Genomic DNA, 12,228 nt, shown 5'->3' on the forward strand with positions numbered 1-12,228 from the left:
AAAAAATCGCCTTCGCGGATTGCGAAAGGCGATTTTCGTTTGATTTGCGGCGACCGAATGGTCTCGCGGTTTAGATCTCTTCGACTTGCTCTACGGTGAGGATGAATGGGTATTCTTGCGTTATCTTGTACAAGTCCTCGGCCGAAAACAGTTTTTCGGTATGTATTTCGAGCTCCGCATAGGTGGCGTCGGCTTTTTTGATGGTCTTGAACTTGAGGAACTTCTGCACGTGGAAAATCTCGCGCGCGGTGGCGATATTGCTCTCGTCGTCCAAGCGTATGGTGGCGTGCAGTACGAGGAACAAGCGGGTGCGGAAGATCTTGAAGGGCATATGCATAATGACCTGAATGCCCAAAAGAAGGACGGTAGCCACCGAGCCGATGACATACATTCCCGCGCCGAATGCCATGCCCAGGCCCGCCGTCGCCCATATGCCCGCGGCCGTAGTCAGCCCGTGCAGGCTGTCGCGGCGGTACATAATGATGCCCGCGCCCAAGAAGCCCACGCCCGATACCACCTGCGCGGCGATGCGCGCCGAGTCGGCTCCGCGCGCGCCGGCGTCACCTACGGTCAGATCCGAAAAAGCGTATTTGGACAAAATCATCATCAACGCCGCGCCGATGGCCACCAAAGCGTGCGTGCGTACGCCCGCCTCTTTGGAGCGGGATTTGCGCTCGAAACCGATGATGAAGCCCGCTACGCTGGCGCAAAAGAGGCGCAGAATGAAGTCCCACAAATGGTCGGCCCAAAAGCCGGATATATCGATGGAAGTGATGGTTGCCAACATATCTCTACCCCTAATCGTTGAGCATCGTGAACCGATAACCTATACCACGTACCGTCTCAATATAGTCCATCGGCACTTTTTCTCTGACGTGTGTCAAGTGCACGACCACCGTGCCCGAATCGCCGTAGGGTTGCATTCCCCACACCTCGGAGAAGATCTTGTCCTTGCTGAACACGCGGTTGGGATTGGAGGCCAAGAAGTACAAAAGGTCGAACTCTTTGGCGGTCAGCGTGACCTCTTCTCCCTTGAAGAACACGCGGCGCGACAACGGCTGAATGCGCAGGTCGCGGTAGACGATATCCACGCCGTTTTCGGTGTTGTTGCCTTTGATGCGCTCGTAGCGCGACAAGTGCATCTTGATGCGCGCCACCAACTCCGCGGGGTCGAACGGCTTGGTAATATAGTCGTCCGCGCCGAGGCCGAGGCCGCGCAGTTTGTCGATTTTTTCGATACGCGCCGTCACCATCAGGATGGGGATATCCTTGGTCTTGCGCAGACGGCGGCAGATCTCGTAGCCGTCTATGTCGGGCAGCATCAGGTCCAGCACGATGAGGTCGAAGCTTTCGCTCTCCGCGCGTTGCAGTCCGCTTTTGCCGTTGTATTCGATGACCACCTCGAAGCCTTCCAACTCCAAATAGTCGCGCTCGATGCCGGCTATGCCCTTTTCGTCCTCGATCAATAGGATTCGTTTCATTTTTTCCTCCTATAAGGTAATATGATTTCTATGGTCAGGCCGTTATCGTTGTAGGCCTGTATTTGCCCGTTGTGTGCGGTCACGCAGTTTTTGACGATGGCCAGCCCAAGTCCGCTGCCGTCGGTGGGGTTGGTGCGGCTGGCGTCGCCGCGGTAATAGCTCTCGAAGATATAGTCCACCTCGTATTCGGCTATGCCCGGGCCGTCGTCCGCCACGCGTACCACCACGTTGTCGTCCACGAGTTCGGCCGTGATCAACACGTTGGCCGTCTCTTTCTCCTTGTATTTCAAACTGTTGTCGCAGAGGTTCTGCCACACGCGGTTGAATTGGTCTTTGTCTATGCTCACCCACAGTTTTTTGTTGCGGGGCAACTTACACTTGAGATTGAGCCCGCGCACCGAGTACGCGATATAATGCTTTTCGACGAAGGTCTGTATCAATTCGCATATATCCCGCACCACGAAGCTGTAGGTGATCTCGTGCGTCTCCACTTTGGTGAAGTCGGCCAATTTGGCGACGAGATTTTCCATATCCAACGCCGTCGAGTAGATGGTGGAGATATAATCCTGCTCCTTGCCCACGCGCTTGGCCACGCCGTCCAAAAGGCCCTTGGCGTGCGTTTTGATGACGGTCAACGGGGTGCGTAGGTCGTGGCTTATCCCCGACACGACGATGCCGCGCTCCCTGTCCGCCGCTTCTTTGGCCAAAGTGGCGTCGCGCAACTTGCGCCGCAGCATATCGAAGTCCACCAGCAAGGTGGTGATTTCGTCCCGTTGTTTGGCGGGCGGCACGCGCAAGGTCTGCTCGTAGTTGCCGTTGTACACCTGGTCCATCGCCTCTTTCAACTTGCGCAAGCGCGGGAAGATCACTTGTATCTCTACGACCAGACTGCCTACGAAGATGGTCAACAGCGCCACCAACAGCACCGCCATATAGATGACGATATTGCGCCGCAGGACGTGCAGGCGGGATTTGCTGTCGTCGACGGCGTGCAGGGTGGTATCGTTGAGTTGTCTCGACACGATGACCACGCCGTTGTAGACGGTGCAGGTGGTATCGTCGGGGTTGTTCAGGTTCAGTCGCCGTATCGCGTGCACGACGTCGTCGCCTAGCCCCGTGTTGCCGATGGGCCTGCCGAATTTGTCTACGAGCAACAACTCGTACCCTGCGGGAAAGCCGAAGTTCTGCGGGTTTGCGGACGGATTCTCCACTATCTCGAAGACCTCTTCCTTGCTGGTCGCCGCCATCGCTTGCACGGTCGTGCGCATGTCGGCCGCGTTGACCGTGGAACGGTTGGTCATATCCACCGAACGCATCAGCAGAAACACGCCGGCGAAGGCAATCGCCAGCATGACGAACACGAATACCAAGTTGATGACCAACAATTTGCGCTTTAGCATAGTATATATATTTTACACCACAAATTTGTACTTTTCAAGAGGGAAAAGTAAAAATATTTGCCTTTTGGCAAACGCGATACATTCGGTCGGGTGGTCTTTTTGCCTTTGGCAAGCGATACGGTTTATTTCAATAGGAGTTTTTGGGCTTTGTCGTCGAGATAGGCGCCCGCGCCGCCGATGGGCGTGCTGTATTCCGCGCAATGGTAGTCGCTGCCGCCCGTGCAGACGAGGCCGAAGCGTTTGGCGACGGCTTTGAGGTTGCCGCGCACTTCCGCGCCGTAGTTGGGGTAGTAGACTTCGACGCCTTTCAGTCCCACTTTGACGAGGTCTTCCACGATGGCGGGCAGTTGTTTGGCTTGCAGCATACGGAAGGGGTGCGCCAGCACGGCCACGCCCCCGCTTTCGGTCACCAAAGCCACGGCGTCCGCGGGACTGACGCGCATACCGTCCACGTAGCAGGGCGCGCCTTTGCCGATATATTTGTCGAAGGCCTCGGCCTTGGACCGCACGAATCCCTGCTTGACCAACAGCTCCGCCACGTGCGAACGCCCCGCCGACGGGCTGTCCAATTCGTCCCCTACTTCTATCTTCACGCCGTGGTGGCGCAGTTTCTCCACCACGCGCAGAACGCGCTTTCTCCTTAGGTTCTGCAATTTGGCCACTTCGTCCAAAAATTGCATATCTTGGTAGGGTACGTTATACCCCAAAACGTGCACTTCCTCTTTGAGATAGGTGCTGAATTCTATGCCGGCGAGGCAGATAATGCCCGCCTTTTGGGCACTTTTTACGCCCTCTTCCACGCCCGCTACCGTGTCGTGGTCGGTGACGGCCATCACCGTGAGGCCCGCCGCTTTGGCCTTTTCCACCACCTCGGTAGGCGTGTTGTGCCCGTCCGAAAAGGTGGTGTGGATATGTATATCGCAAGGTACGTTCATTATTCTCCCTCCGTATCGTCGTCGTCCGCGAGAAGCGGTGGCTCGTCCGTTTGGTCTGCCGCGACCATATAGTCGTCGAGTTGTTTCACGGCGGACAGTTTTTGGCTGATGGTGCGCGTGCGTTCGCCTGTTTCGTGCAGGGTTTTCGCCGCCGTGCCCAACTGCCGCTCGGCCGCGTCCAATTTCTTCTCGAATTGCTTGAATTGCTGGTTGACAACGGCCAAAAGACTCCATATCTCCTTGCTGCGCTTCTCTACGGCCAGGGTGGTGAAGCCCATTTGCAGGCTGTTGAGCAGAGCCGCCAAGGTGGTGGGCCCCGCCACCAGCACTTTGTACTGATTGCGCAAGGTTTCGGTCAGGCCGTCGCGGCGAATGACCTCGGCGTACAAGCCTTCGATTGGTACGTACAGTATGGCGAAGTCGGTCGTGCGGGGCGGCTTTATGTACTTGTCGCAGATATCTTTCGCCTCGCCTTTAATGCGGATCTCGAGCGCCTTCGCGGCCGCTTCCACGCCCTCTTTGTCCCCCGTGTCGGCGCAGTTGACCAGTCGTTCGTAGTCCTCGCGGGGAAACTTGCTGTCGATGGGCAGGTACACGTTTTCGCCGTCGTTCTTGCCGGGCAGGCGCACGGCGAACTCCACCACGCTGCGGTCGGTACGCGGGGCGGCGCGGAAGTTTTGCGTGTATTGTTCGGGCGCGAGAATATCCGCCAGCAGGTTGGATAGCGACGCTTCGCCCCATACGCCGCGCGTCTTTACGCCCGACAGCACGCGCTTCAAGTCGTTCATGTCCGTGGTCATCGCCTGCATCTCGCCCATACTCTTGTATACCTTGGCGAGGTTTTCGCTGATGATTTGGAAGGATTGATTCAGTTTGGTCTGCAGATTCTCCTGCAATTCGTCGTCCACCACTTTGCGCATACGGTCGAGTTGCCGATTGTTCTCTTCGCGCAATGTCGTCAGTTGTTTCGCCACCTCTTCGCGCACTTCGCCCAAGCGTTTTTGGGTGGATTCGAGGCTTTGGCGTTGCGAGGTTTCGAGAGAGGCGCGGATATTTTCCAATTTGAGGTCCATCTCCGTGCGCTGTTCGTGCAAGGTCTTCTGCACCTTGGCCAAAACGTCGTCCAGCGCTTTCTGCGTTTGCTCGCTCGTCTGGTTGAGGCGGGCGGCGTAGGATTCCATGTGTCCGTTGACGGTGGCGCTATAGCCCGAGAGGAGTAGCGCCGTGTTTTGGTTGATGGCGTCCGTCTGCTCTTTTACGGCGGCTTTTATCGCCTCTTCCGTTTGCGTTCGGTCGTCCTTGGCGCTCGTCTTTTTCAGCCGTGACAGCGTTGCGGCGCACAGCGCCAGCACCGCTATCGACAGGACGATGGCCACAGCGGACGTGATTAACGTGGCTAATTCCATTTGTTTTCCCCCTTGATTTTTCTTACGATTTGCACACATTCTTCGGCGGACGGGCACAGCAAATTGACCACGCAGTAGTCCACCGTTCGTTTCATCACGCGTCCCAACTCCCGTTTGGGCACGCCCAACGCTTCTATTTCGGCGGGCGATAGGGGCAGATCCTTGTGCGTGCGCGGTACTTGCGCTACGCGCAAGGCCTCACGCGTTCGCAGGGCTTTGTCGCGCAGTGCTTCGTCTTGCCACAAGGCGCAGATCTCGTCCGCATTCCGTTCGTATTCGGCCGCCCACAGCCGCCATTCGCTTTCCGTTTGCGGCACCGCTTCCCCTTGCAAAAGGCGGCACGTTTCGTCCATCGTGCGGTTGGGGTAGCGCAGTTTGCCCAACGCGGTTTGGGCGAAGGTGACGGAGTCCTCTCCCCCGAATTGCCGACAAAGGGCCGCCAAGCGCACGGCGAGGACGGGCGGATAGCTCCCGAGGCGTATCCTGTCGGCGTCTTGTCCAAAGAGGTGAGGCCATACGCCCAGCGCCCCGAGAAGGTCCGCGCCCTTTTGCGGCGCGTCCGACACGCCGTATTTGACGTCGGCGAGCAGTATTTTGTCCAATTCTTCGCGTTTGCGTTCGGGCGTAATGTCGTCGAGTTGATTGCGCATCGCTCGCGCCACCGCGAGGGCGTCTCGATGGGGCGCAAAACCCAATTCGGCACAAAAACGTACCATACGTAGGATACGCAATCCGTCCTCGGCGAAGACTTCGGCGGCTTCTCTGGTGGTGTTTATCACGCGGTTTTCGAGGTCTGTCAGCCCGCCCGTAACGTCTATCACTTCGCCCGTGAGGGCGTTTGCGTACAAGGCGTTCACGCGGAAGTCGCGCCGCAAGGCGTCCTCGTCCACGGTGGACACGAAGACCACTTTGTCGGGCGTATGTACGCCGCCTATGGGGTAGCTGTCGCGGCGAAACGTGGTGTATTCGAGGTCTGCGCCCTCGTAGCGGACGAGCACGGTGCCCACCCTCGGGTTGACGGGTATCACCTCGGCCACCCCGTCGAGGGCGGCGGCCACTTCGTCCACCGTCATAGGCCCGCACACGTCCACGTCCGTGCCCACGGGCGCACCCCACAATAGGACGTTGCGCACGTATCCCCCCACCAAAAACAAAGGCGCGGGCAACCGTCGCGCCAGCGCTTGGACGTAGGGGGGCACGGGAACGATCATTATTTGGCGTAGATGCGGGGATCCAGCACGCACACGTCGGGCAGGTTGCGGTAGCGCTCGGCGTAGTCGAGCCCGTAGCCTACCACGAAGGCGTTGGGAATTTCAAACCCGATATAATCGCCTTTGAGCTCGGTCTGTCTGCCTTCGGGCTTATCCAACAGCGAACATATCTTCACGGACTTGGGGTTTCGCGCTTCGAACAATTTTTTGAGGTATTTGAGCGTCAGCCCCGAGTCGATGATGTCTTCCACGATGATGACGTGCTTGCCCGCGATGGGGGTGGAGAGGTCTTTGGTCAGGCGCACTTCGCCCGAGGACTTGGTGTCGAGGCCGTAGCTCGAGGTGGCGATGAAGTCCAACTTGATGTCGAGGTCGATATGGCGAATGAGGTCGCAGTAGAAAATGCTCGCGCCCCTCAAAGTGCATACCATCAGCACTTCTTCGCCCTCGTAGTCGCGGGTGATCGCCGCGCCCAATTCGGCCACGCGCTGTTGCAGTTGCGCTTCGGTGTACAGCACTTCACGCACGTCTTGATGTAATTTCATAGTCAGTCCTCCTCTATGGTAAAAATGCGTTGGGTGGCGTCGTCCACCGCCACGGTGCGGGCGATATCCGCCGCACAAACGTATATCGTATCGTTTTTGGCCACCACGGGGTGCGAATCCCGAATCCGCAGGGGCACTTTTTTGTCCGTATAGTAGTCGCCCAAGGACTTCGAGCCGCCACCGAACTTGTCGATGACGTCGCCCGCTCGCCGCAGGCGAATCTCGGCGCCTTGGGGGATTTTGTCCAAGTCGAAGCGCAAGCGGTCGCCCTCGCGGTAGGGGCGCACGCGGTAGGTCTTGGCGCCGAAGGCGAAGCGACCTTCCCCGAAGGGGTAGCGCACGTCGGGAGCGGCCTCTTGCCGCCAAAAGGCCACGCGGTCGTTCTCTTTGGCCGCTTTTACCCCGTGCGGCAAATCGACCGAGCCGTTGTTTTTGGCGGTTGACAGCCCCAAAACGGCCTCGTAATGCTTTTGTTCCATATCTATGCCGTAGTCGAAACGGCGCAACGCTTCGGCCACGCTCCACTTGGCCAGCGCGACGTGCTGACCGAGGGCAGTCAGGGGCAAATATACGACGTCTTTCTCTACGGCGGGCCGAATGGCCAGCGCGTTCAAAAGGTCGATTTGCTCCTCGGCGACTTGGTTGAGCCGCCGCAAACTTTTGCGATAGGCGGGAAATCTCGTTTCGATCTTCGGCAGGATTTCGAGCCGCAGAAAATTGCGATTGTACGAGGCGTCCAGATTGGTGGCGTCCTCGCGGTATGGCACCGAAAAGCGGGTAGCGTATGCGGCTATTTGTGACCGCGTACGGTCGGCGAAGGGGCGCAGGTAGCCTTCCCTATTGCCTTGTGCCGCCAGCCCCCGAAGCCCCGTGCCGCGCAAAACGTTGAGGACGGTGCTCTCGGCTTGGTCGTCTATATGATGGGCGGTGGCTATGGCGTCCACGACGCCCTCTCTGCGCATTTCGGCAAAAAAGGCGTGCCGCAACACGCGGGCCGCTTCTTCCGTGCCCATGCGGTGTTCTGCTGCGTAGGCGGGAACGTCCACCTTGCGCGTGACGCAGCGCACGCCCAGCGTGCGGCAGTAGTCCTCCACCAAACGCACGTCCCCCTGGGAGTCTTCGCCGCGAATGCCGTGCTCCACCGTGAGCGCCACGACCGTAGCGCCCAAATGCGTCAGGTAGTGCAGCATACACATGGAGTCCATGCCGCCCGACACCGCGGCGCCGATGACGCCGTATTCGCTCACTTTCTCTTCGGCAAAGTCCATCGCTCGCGCGTGCGCCCTCGCGCCCGCCAAATAGGTTACGCTTACGCGCTCACGCGCGACTACAGCCCGAATTCCGCCAAAAACGCGTCCTTGGACAGCAAGCCCTCGTGCTTTTTGACGGCCGCGCCCTCTTTGAAGCAGACGAGGGTGGGTACGACGCGGATTTTGTTGAGGTCAGCCAAATCGGGCGCCTCGTCCACGTCGCATTTGACGATTTTGAAGCGGTCGTACTCCGCCGACAAACTCTCCAAAATGGGGGTGAGCATTTTGCACGGTCCACACCAGGTCGCAAAAAAGTCCACCACGACGGGGACCTTTGCGTCCAGCACTTCGCTTTGCCAATTATTACGGGTAACGTGAATCATAATTTCTCCTTTGGGCGTTCGCCCCACGATATGATAGAATTATACAACATTATGCCGTGTAATGCAAGTATTACCTTTGCATTGAGCGCTATTATCCTCAGTATGCCGCGTATCCTTCGGCGCATACGCCGCGCCGACTTTCGCATAAGCCGCGTTTTGGCTAAACGCCCGCTTTCCCCTCGCCCGAGGGGGGCGCAGACCCTCTTTTCGCGTTCGATTTGTCCGCCGTTTTCGCCCGCGCAAAAAAGTTGAATAAAATGTCATAAAACCGTTGACAAGGCAAAAGGTCGTGATTATAATGAAAATGTGAATAAAGTTTCGCTTTTTCGCATAAGTTGTGGCGAAAAGGCCAAAGGAGAATAGAATGCCCATCGTCGTAGCCCCTATCGGCAAAGCGTTGCGCGTCGTCAAGATATTGACGGACGAAAAAACGAAAAAACACCTCAACAACTTAGGTCTTACGGTGGATAGCACCGTGGAAGTGCTCTCCAATAGCGGCGGCACGGTCATTTGCTTGGTCAAAGACGGCCGCTTGGCGCTGGATCGGACGTTGTCCACCAAGATTTTGGTCGCGTGAGGGAAAGGAGTATATATGGAAAAGAAACTTAATGAGTTTGCAATCGGCGAAAGCGGCGTGATCAAGCGCGTGTCGGGTGAAGGCCGCGTGCGCCGCCGCTTGTTCGACATGGGCGTCACGCCCGGTGCCGACGTCACCTTGGTCAAGGTCGCCCCGTTGGGCGATCCCATCGAGGTTACCATTCGCGGCTATTCCCTTACCCTGCGTAAGAGCGAAGCCGATAACGTGACGATGGAGGTGAAAGAATGAAATCGTTTGCATTGGCAGGCAACCCCAACTGTGGCAAGACCACGTTGTTCAACGCGTTGACGGGGTCGACCGCCCACGTAGGCAACTGGCCAGGCGTCACCGTGGACAAGCGCGAGGGCGTCTACAAAAAATGCGCCGAGCCGGTCACCATCGTGGACTTGCCGGGCATCTATTCGCTGTCGCCCTATACGCCCGAAGAGGTCATCTCTCGTAATTACATTTTGGACGAAAAGCCCGACTGCGTCATCAACATCGTGGACGCCACCAACATCGAGCGCAACCTCTACCTCACCACCCAACTGATGGAGATAGACGTGCCCGTGGTCATCGCGCTCAACATGATAGACGTGGTGGAGAAGGCGGGCGACAAGATCGACGCCGCCAAATTGTCCAAGAATATCGGTCTGCCCGTCGTGGAGATCTCCGCGCTCAAAGAAACGGGCATCGACGAATTGATGGAAGTGGCGTACGCCGAATCGCAAAAGGAGCGCAAAGGCACCACCGTTTTGACGGGCGGCAAACTCTATCACCTCATTCGCGACTGCAAGATCGCGTTGGAAGGGCAAGGGGTGGACAACGCCTTGTTCCACGCCGTCAAGCTGGTGGAAATGGACGAATTGGAAGTGGGTATGCACCCCACGTCGGCCACGATGGTCGAGGAGTTCAAAAAGACGTTTTCGGACGACACGTTCGGCGACGACTTCGAGGCGTTGGTCGCGGACAGCCGCTACAAATACATTTCCGACAACTATTCCGTCGCCCTTACCAAGAACAAAAACAAGCAAAAGGACGCTTTGTCCCGTTCGGACAAGATTGACCGAGTTCTTACCCACCGTATATGGGGTATTCCTATCTTTTTGGTCATTTTGTTCCTCATTTTCCACCTCACGTTCTCCGAGGATTTCCTGTACCTCAGCCACTCTTCGGCGTTCGAGCCCGAAGCGCCCGTCGCCTACAACGAGTTGGGCGTAGAGGTAGAAGCGCCCGTTGACGGCGAGGTGTACTTCGACGCGGACGGCAACGAAGTGGTCGCCGTGGTCGAGGACGGCGAACTGACCGCGCTGGAACTCGTACCCTACGCGTACGACAAGAAAGGCAACGCCATCAAGTCGTTCTACGACAAAGACGGCGCCGAGTTGACCGTGCTATCGGACGAAGAGGGCAATCTCCTCGACTTGTACGACCAAAACGGCGTCAAAATAGAGCAAGTCTACACCTCGGACGGCTACAAGGCCGAATTGGTCTTGTCCGACGAGGGTGAGTTTGAAAACGTGGCGTACGCCTCCGCTATCGACGAGTTTTCGGCGGGCGTGGACGCGCACACCTTCTTCGGCTACGAGGAAAGCGTCTATAGCCCCGGCGTCATTCTCTTCAACACGATGGATACCTTTACGGGTTTCCTGTCGGCGTGTGCGTCCGAGGGCCTCAAAGAAGCGCCCGAGTGGGTGCAAGGCCTCTTGGTAGACGGCATCTTGGCGGGCGTGTTCTCCGTGATGTCCTTCCTGCCGCAGATTCTATTGCTGTTCTTGTTCTTCTCTCTCTTGGAAGACAGCGGCTATATGGCGCGCGTCGCGTTCATATTGGATCGTATCTTCCGCCGCTTCGGTCTGTCGGGCAGAGCCTTTATGCCTATGATCATGGGCTTCGGCTGTTCGGTGCCCGCCATGATCAACACCCGCACGCTGGCGGATGAAAAGGAGCGTATCGCCACCATTCGCGTCATACCCTTCTTCTCCTGCTCGGCCAAACTGCCCATTTTGACGGCGGTCTCGGGCGCCATGGCCGTCTTCTTCGGCATCGGCAGCGCCGATCTCATCACCTATGGTATGTACGTCCTGGGCATGGTGACGGCCATCGTCACGGTCATTTTGATGCGCGGCACCACGATGAAAGGCGAAGTACCGCCCTTCATTATGGAATTGCCCGCCTATCACGTCCCCGGGTTCAAGAACCTGATGGCGCACTTGTGGGACAAGACCAAACACTTCGTCAAAAAGGCGTTCACCATCATCTTGGCGTCCACCATCGCCATTTGGCTCATCAGCCACTTCTCCTGGAGTTGGCACTTCCTGCCCGACGAGCAGATCAACGAGTCCATTTTGGCGGGCATCGGCCAATTCGTGCAACCCTTGTTTACGCCCTTGGGCTTCGGTAGTCAGTTGGGCGCGTTCGGTTGGTTGTTCGTGGTAGCCGCCGTTACAGGCCTCATCGCCAAGGAGAACGTCATCGCCACCTTCGGTACGTTGGCGGCCTGCGTAGCGGGCGCGGCCATCGACGTGGAGGCGGACGGCGGTATCGCCGCCGTGCAGGCCATGATACAGGCTACGGGCATCAATCAAGCGGCCCTCATCGCCTTTATCGCCTTCAATATGCTCACCATTCCGTGCTTTGCCGCCGTGGCTACGGCCAAGGCCGAGTTGCCCAGCAAAAAGTCCTTCCGCGGCACGTTGCTCTTCTGGGTGGCCACCAGCTACGTCGTGGGCACGATGGTCTACCTCATCGGTACGTGGTGGTGGACGGTGTTCATCTTCGCGGCGCTGTGGGCGGCGGCCATTACCTTGATCGTCCTCACCAACAAGGGCAAGATCAAATGGCCCTCGCGCAAAGCGAAAGCCCTCAAACCCGCCACGCCTATCGGCTGCGTAGGCTGTCCCTCGGCGGATAGTTGCGCCAAGGCCAAGGAGAAGGCGGAAGAAGAGACCAAAAAGAAAAAGAGTTGTTGCGATTGACGCAAATCGTTCTCCGAAAAGGTATTGGTTATAAAAAGTCGCGTGGGGGGGTGCGCCCCAGC

The 12,228-nt window shown here is 57.7% G+C and carries 12 protein-coding genes; 3 read left to right on the plus strand and 9 right to left on the minus strand.

Annotation, left to right across the window (positions count from 1 at the left end; all coding sequences use genetic code 11):
- Window positions 1-70: 70 nt before the first annotated feature.
- From II896_04900 to trxA, 9 genes are all read right to left on the minus strand, one after another.
- Entirely contained in the window at window positions 71-787 is a 717-nt protein-coding gene (locus tag II896_04900) for an MgtC/SapB family protein (protein MBQ4443980.1), read from the minus strand.
- A 10-nt stretch (window positions 788-797) separates the two neighbouring features.
- Entirely contained in the window at window positions 798-1,481 is a 684-nt protein-coding gene (locus II896_04905; GenBank protein ID MBQ4443981.1) for a response regulator transcription factor, read from the minus strand.
- Complete coding sequence (locus II896_04910) at window positions 1,478-2,881, minus strand: HAMP domain-containing histidine kinase (protein MBQ4443982.1); 1,404 nt, start codon at window positions 2,879-2,881, stop codon at window positions 1,478-1,480. The genes II896_04905 and II896_04910 overlap by 4 nt, the downstream gene beginning before the upstream one ends.
- Before the next feature lie 122 nt (window positions 2,882-3,003).
- Window positions 3,004-3,816 (minus strand): PHP domain-containing protein, encoded by an 813-nt coding sequence (locus II896_04915; protein ID MBQ4443983.1) that lies wholly within the window; start codon window positions 3,814-3,816, stop codon window positions 3,004-3,006.
- A complete protein-coding gene (rmuC, locus tag II896_04920) occupies window positions 3,816-5,222 on the minus strand; it encodes a DNA recombination protein RmuC (protein MBQ4443984.1) in 1,407 nt (468 codons plus the stop codon). The genes II896_04915 and rmuC overlap by 1 nt, the downstream gene beginning before the upstream one ends.
- Window positions 5,213-6,433 (minus strand): CCA tRNA nucleotidyltransferase, encoded by a 1,221-nt coding sequence (locus II896_04925; protein MBQ4443985.1) that lies wholly within the window; start codon window positions 6,431-6,433, stop codon window positions 5,213-5,215. The genes rmuC and II896_04925 overlap by 10 nt, the downstream gene beginning before the upstream one ends.
- Window positions 6,433-6,978 carry a hypoxanthine phosphoribosyltransferase gene (gene hpt, locus II896_04930; GenBank protein ID MBQ4443986.1) on the minus strand — a complete coding sequence of 182 codons (546 nt, stop codon included), beginning with the start codon at window positions 6,976-6,978 and terminating at the stop codon, window positions 6,433-6,435. The genes II896_04925 and hpt overlap by 1 nt, the downstream gene beginning before the upstream one ends.
- A 2-nt stretch (window positions 6,979-6,980) precedes the next feature.
- A complete protein-coding gene (gene tilS, locus II896_04935) occupies window positions 6,981-8,246 on the minus strand; it encodes a tRNA lysidine(34) synthetase TilS (GenBank protein MBQ4443987.1) in 1,266 nt (421 codons plus the stop codon).
- Window positions 8,247-8,305: 59 nt separating this feature from the next.
- Window positions 8,306-8,611 (minus strand): thioredoxin, encoded by a 306-nt coding sequence (gene trxA / locus II896_04940; protein ID MBQ4443988.1) that lies wholly within the window; start codon window positions 8,609-8,611, stop codon window positions 8,306-8,308.
- 364 nt (window positions 8,612-8,975) lie between these two features.
- On the opposite strand from trxA, the gene II896_04945 reads away from it, so the two are divergent.
- From II896_04945 to feoB, 3 genes are read left to right on the plus strand one after another with little or no spacing between them, the layout of a single operon-like run.
- The gene (locus tag II896_04945; protein ID MBQ4443989.1) at window positions 8,976-9,188 is read left to right on the plus strand and encodes a ferrous iron transport protein A; all 213 of its coding nucleotides are present in this window, start codon (window positions 8,976-8,978) and stop codon (window positions 9,186-9,188) included.
- 15 nt (window positions 9,189-9,203) lie between these two features.
- On the plus strand, window positions 9,204-9,437 hold the full coding sequence (locus tag II896_04950; GenBank protein ID MBQ4443990.1) for a ferrous iron transport protein A: 234 nt from the start codon (window positions 9,204-9,206) through the stop codon (window positions 9,435-9,437).
- Window positions 9,434-12,166 carry a ferrous iron transport protein B gene (feoB, locus tag II896_04955; protein ID MBQ4443991.1) on the plus strand — a complete coding sequence of 911 codons (2,733 nt, stop codon included), beginning with the start codon at window positions 9,434-9,436 and terminating at the stop codon, window positions 12,164-12,166. Before II896_04950 ends, feoB begins: the two co-directional genes overlap by 4 nt.
- The last annotated feature ends 62 nt before the right edge of the window (window positions 12,167-12,228 follow it).

Source organism: Clostridia bacterium (genome assembly GCA_017394805.1).
Lineage (GTDB): Bacteria > Bacillota > Clostridia > Christensenellales > CAG-1252 > RUG14300.

What these genes read in the sequence shown, in the direction of transcription:
- II896_04900 (MBQ4443980.1), bottom strand. Translation starts at nt 787, where the DNA reads ATGTTGGCAACCATCACTTCCATCGATATATCCGGCTTTTGGGCCGAC.
- II896_04905 (MBQ4443981.1), bottom strand. Translation starts at nt 1,481, where the DNA reads ATGAAACGAATCCTATTGATCGAGGACGAAAAGGGCATAGCCGGCATC.
- II896_04910 (MBQ4443982.1), bottom strand. Translation starts at nt 2,881, where the DNA reads ATGCTAAAGCGCAAATTGTTGGTCATCAACTTGGTATTCGTGTTCGTC.
- II896_04915 (MBQ4443983.1), bottom strand. Translation starts at nt 3,816, where the DNA reads ATGAACGTACCTTGCGATATACATATCCACACCACCTTTTCGGACGGG.
- rmuC (MBQ4443984.1), bottom strand. Translation starts at nt 5,222, where the DNA reads ATGGAATTAGCCACGTTAATCACGTCCGCTGTGGCCATCGTCCTGTCG.
- II896_04925 (MBQ4443985.1), bottom strand. Translation starts at nt 6,433, where the DNA reads ATGATCGTTCCCGTGCCCCCCTACGTCCAAGCGCTGGCGCGACGGTTG.
- hpt (MBQ4443986.1), bottom strand. Translation starts at nt 6,978, where the DNA reads ATGAAATTACATCAAGACGTGCGTGAAGTGCTGTACACCGAAGCGCAA.
- tilS (MBQ4443987.1), bottom strand. Translation starts at nt 8,246, where the DNA reads ATGGACTTTGCCGAAGAGAAAGTGAGCGAATACGGCGTCATCGGCGCC.
- trxA (MBQ4443988.1), bottom strand. Translation starts at nt 8,611, where the DNA reads ATGATTCACGTTACCCGTAATAATTGGCAAAGCGAAGTGCTGGACGCA.
- II896_04945 (MBQ4443989.1), top strand. Translation starts at nt 8,976, where the DNA reads ATGCCCATCGTCGTAGCCCCTATCGGCAAAGCGTTGCGCGTCGTCAAG.
- II896_04950 (MBQ4443990.1), top strand. Translation starts at nt 9,204, where the DNA reads ATGGAAAAGAAACTTAATGAGTTTGCAATCGGCGAAAGCGGCGTGATC.
- feoB (MBQ4443991.1), top strand. Translation starts at nt 9,434, where the DNA reads ATGAAATCGTTTGCATTGGCAGGCAACCCCAACTGTGGCAAGACCACG.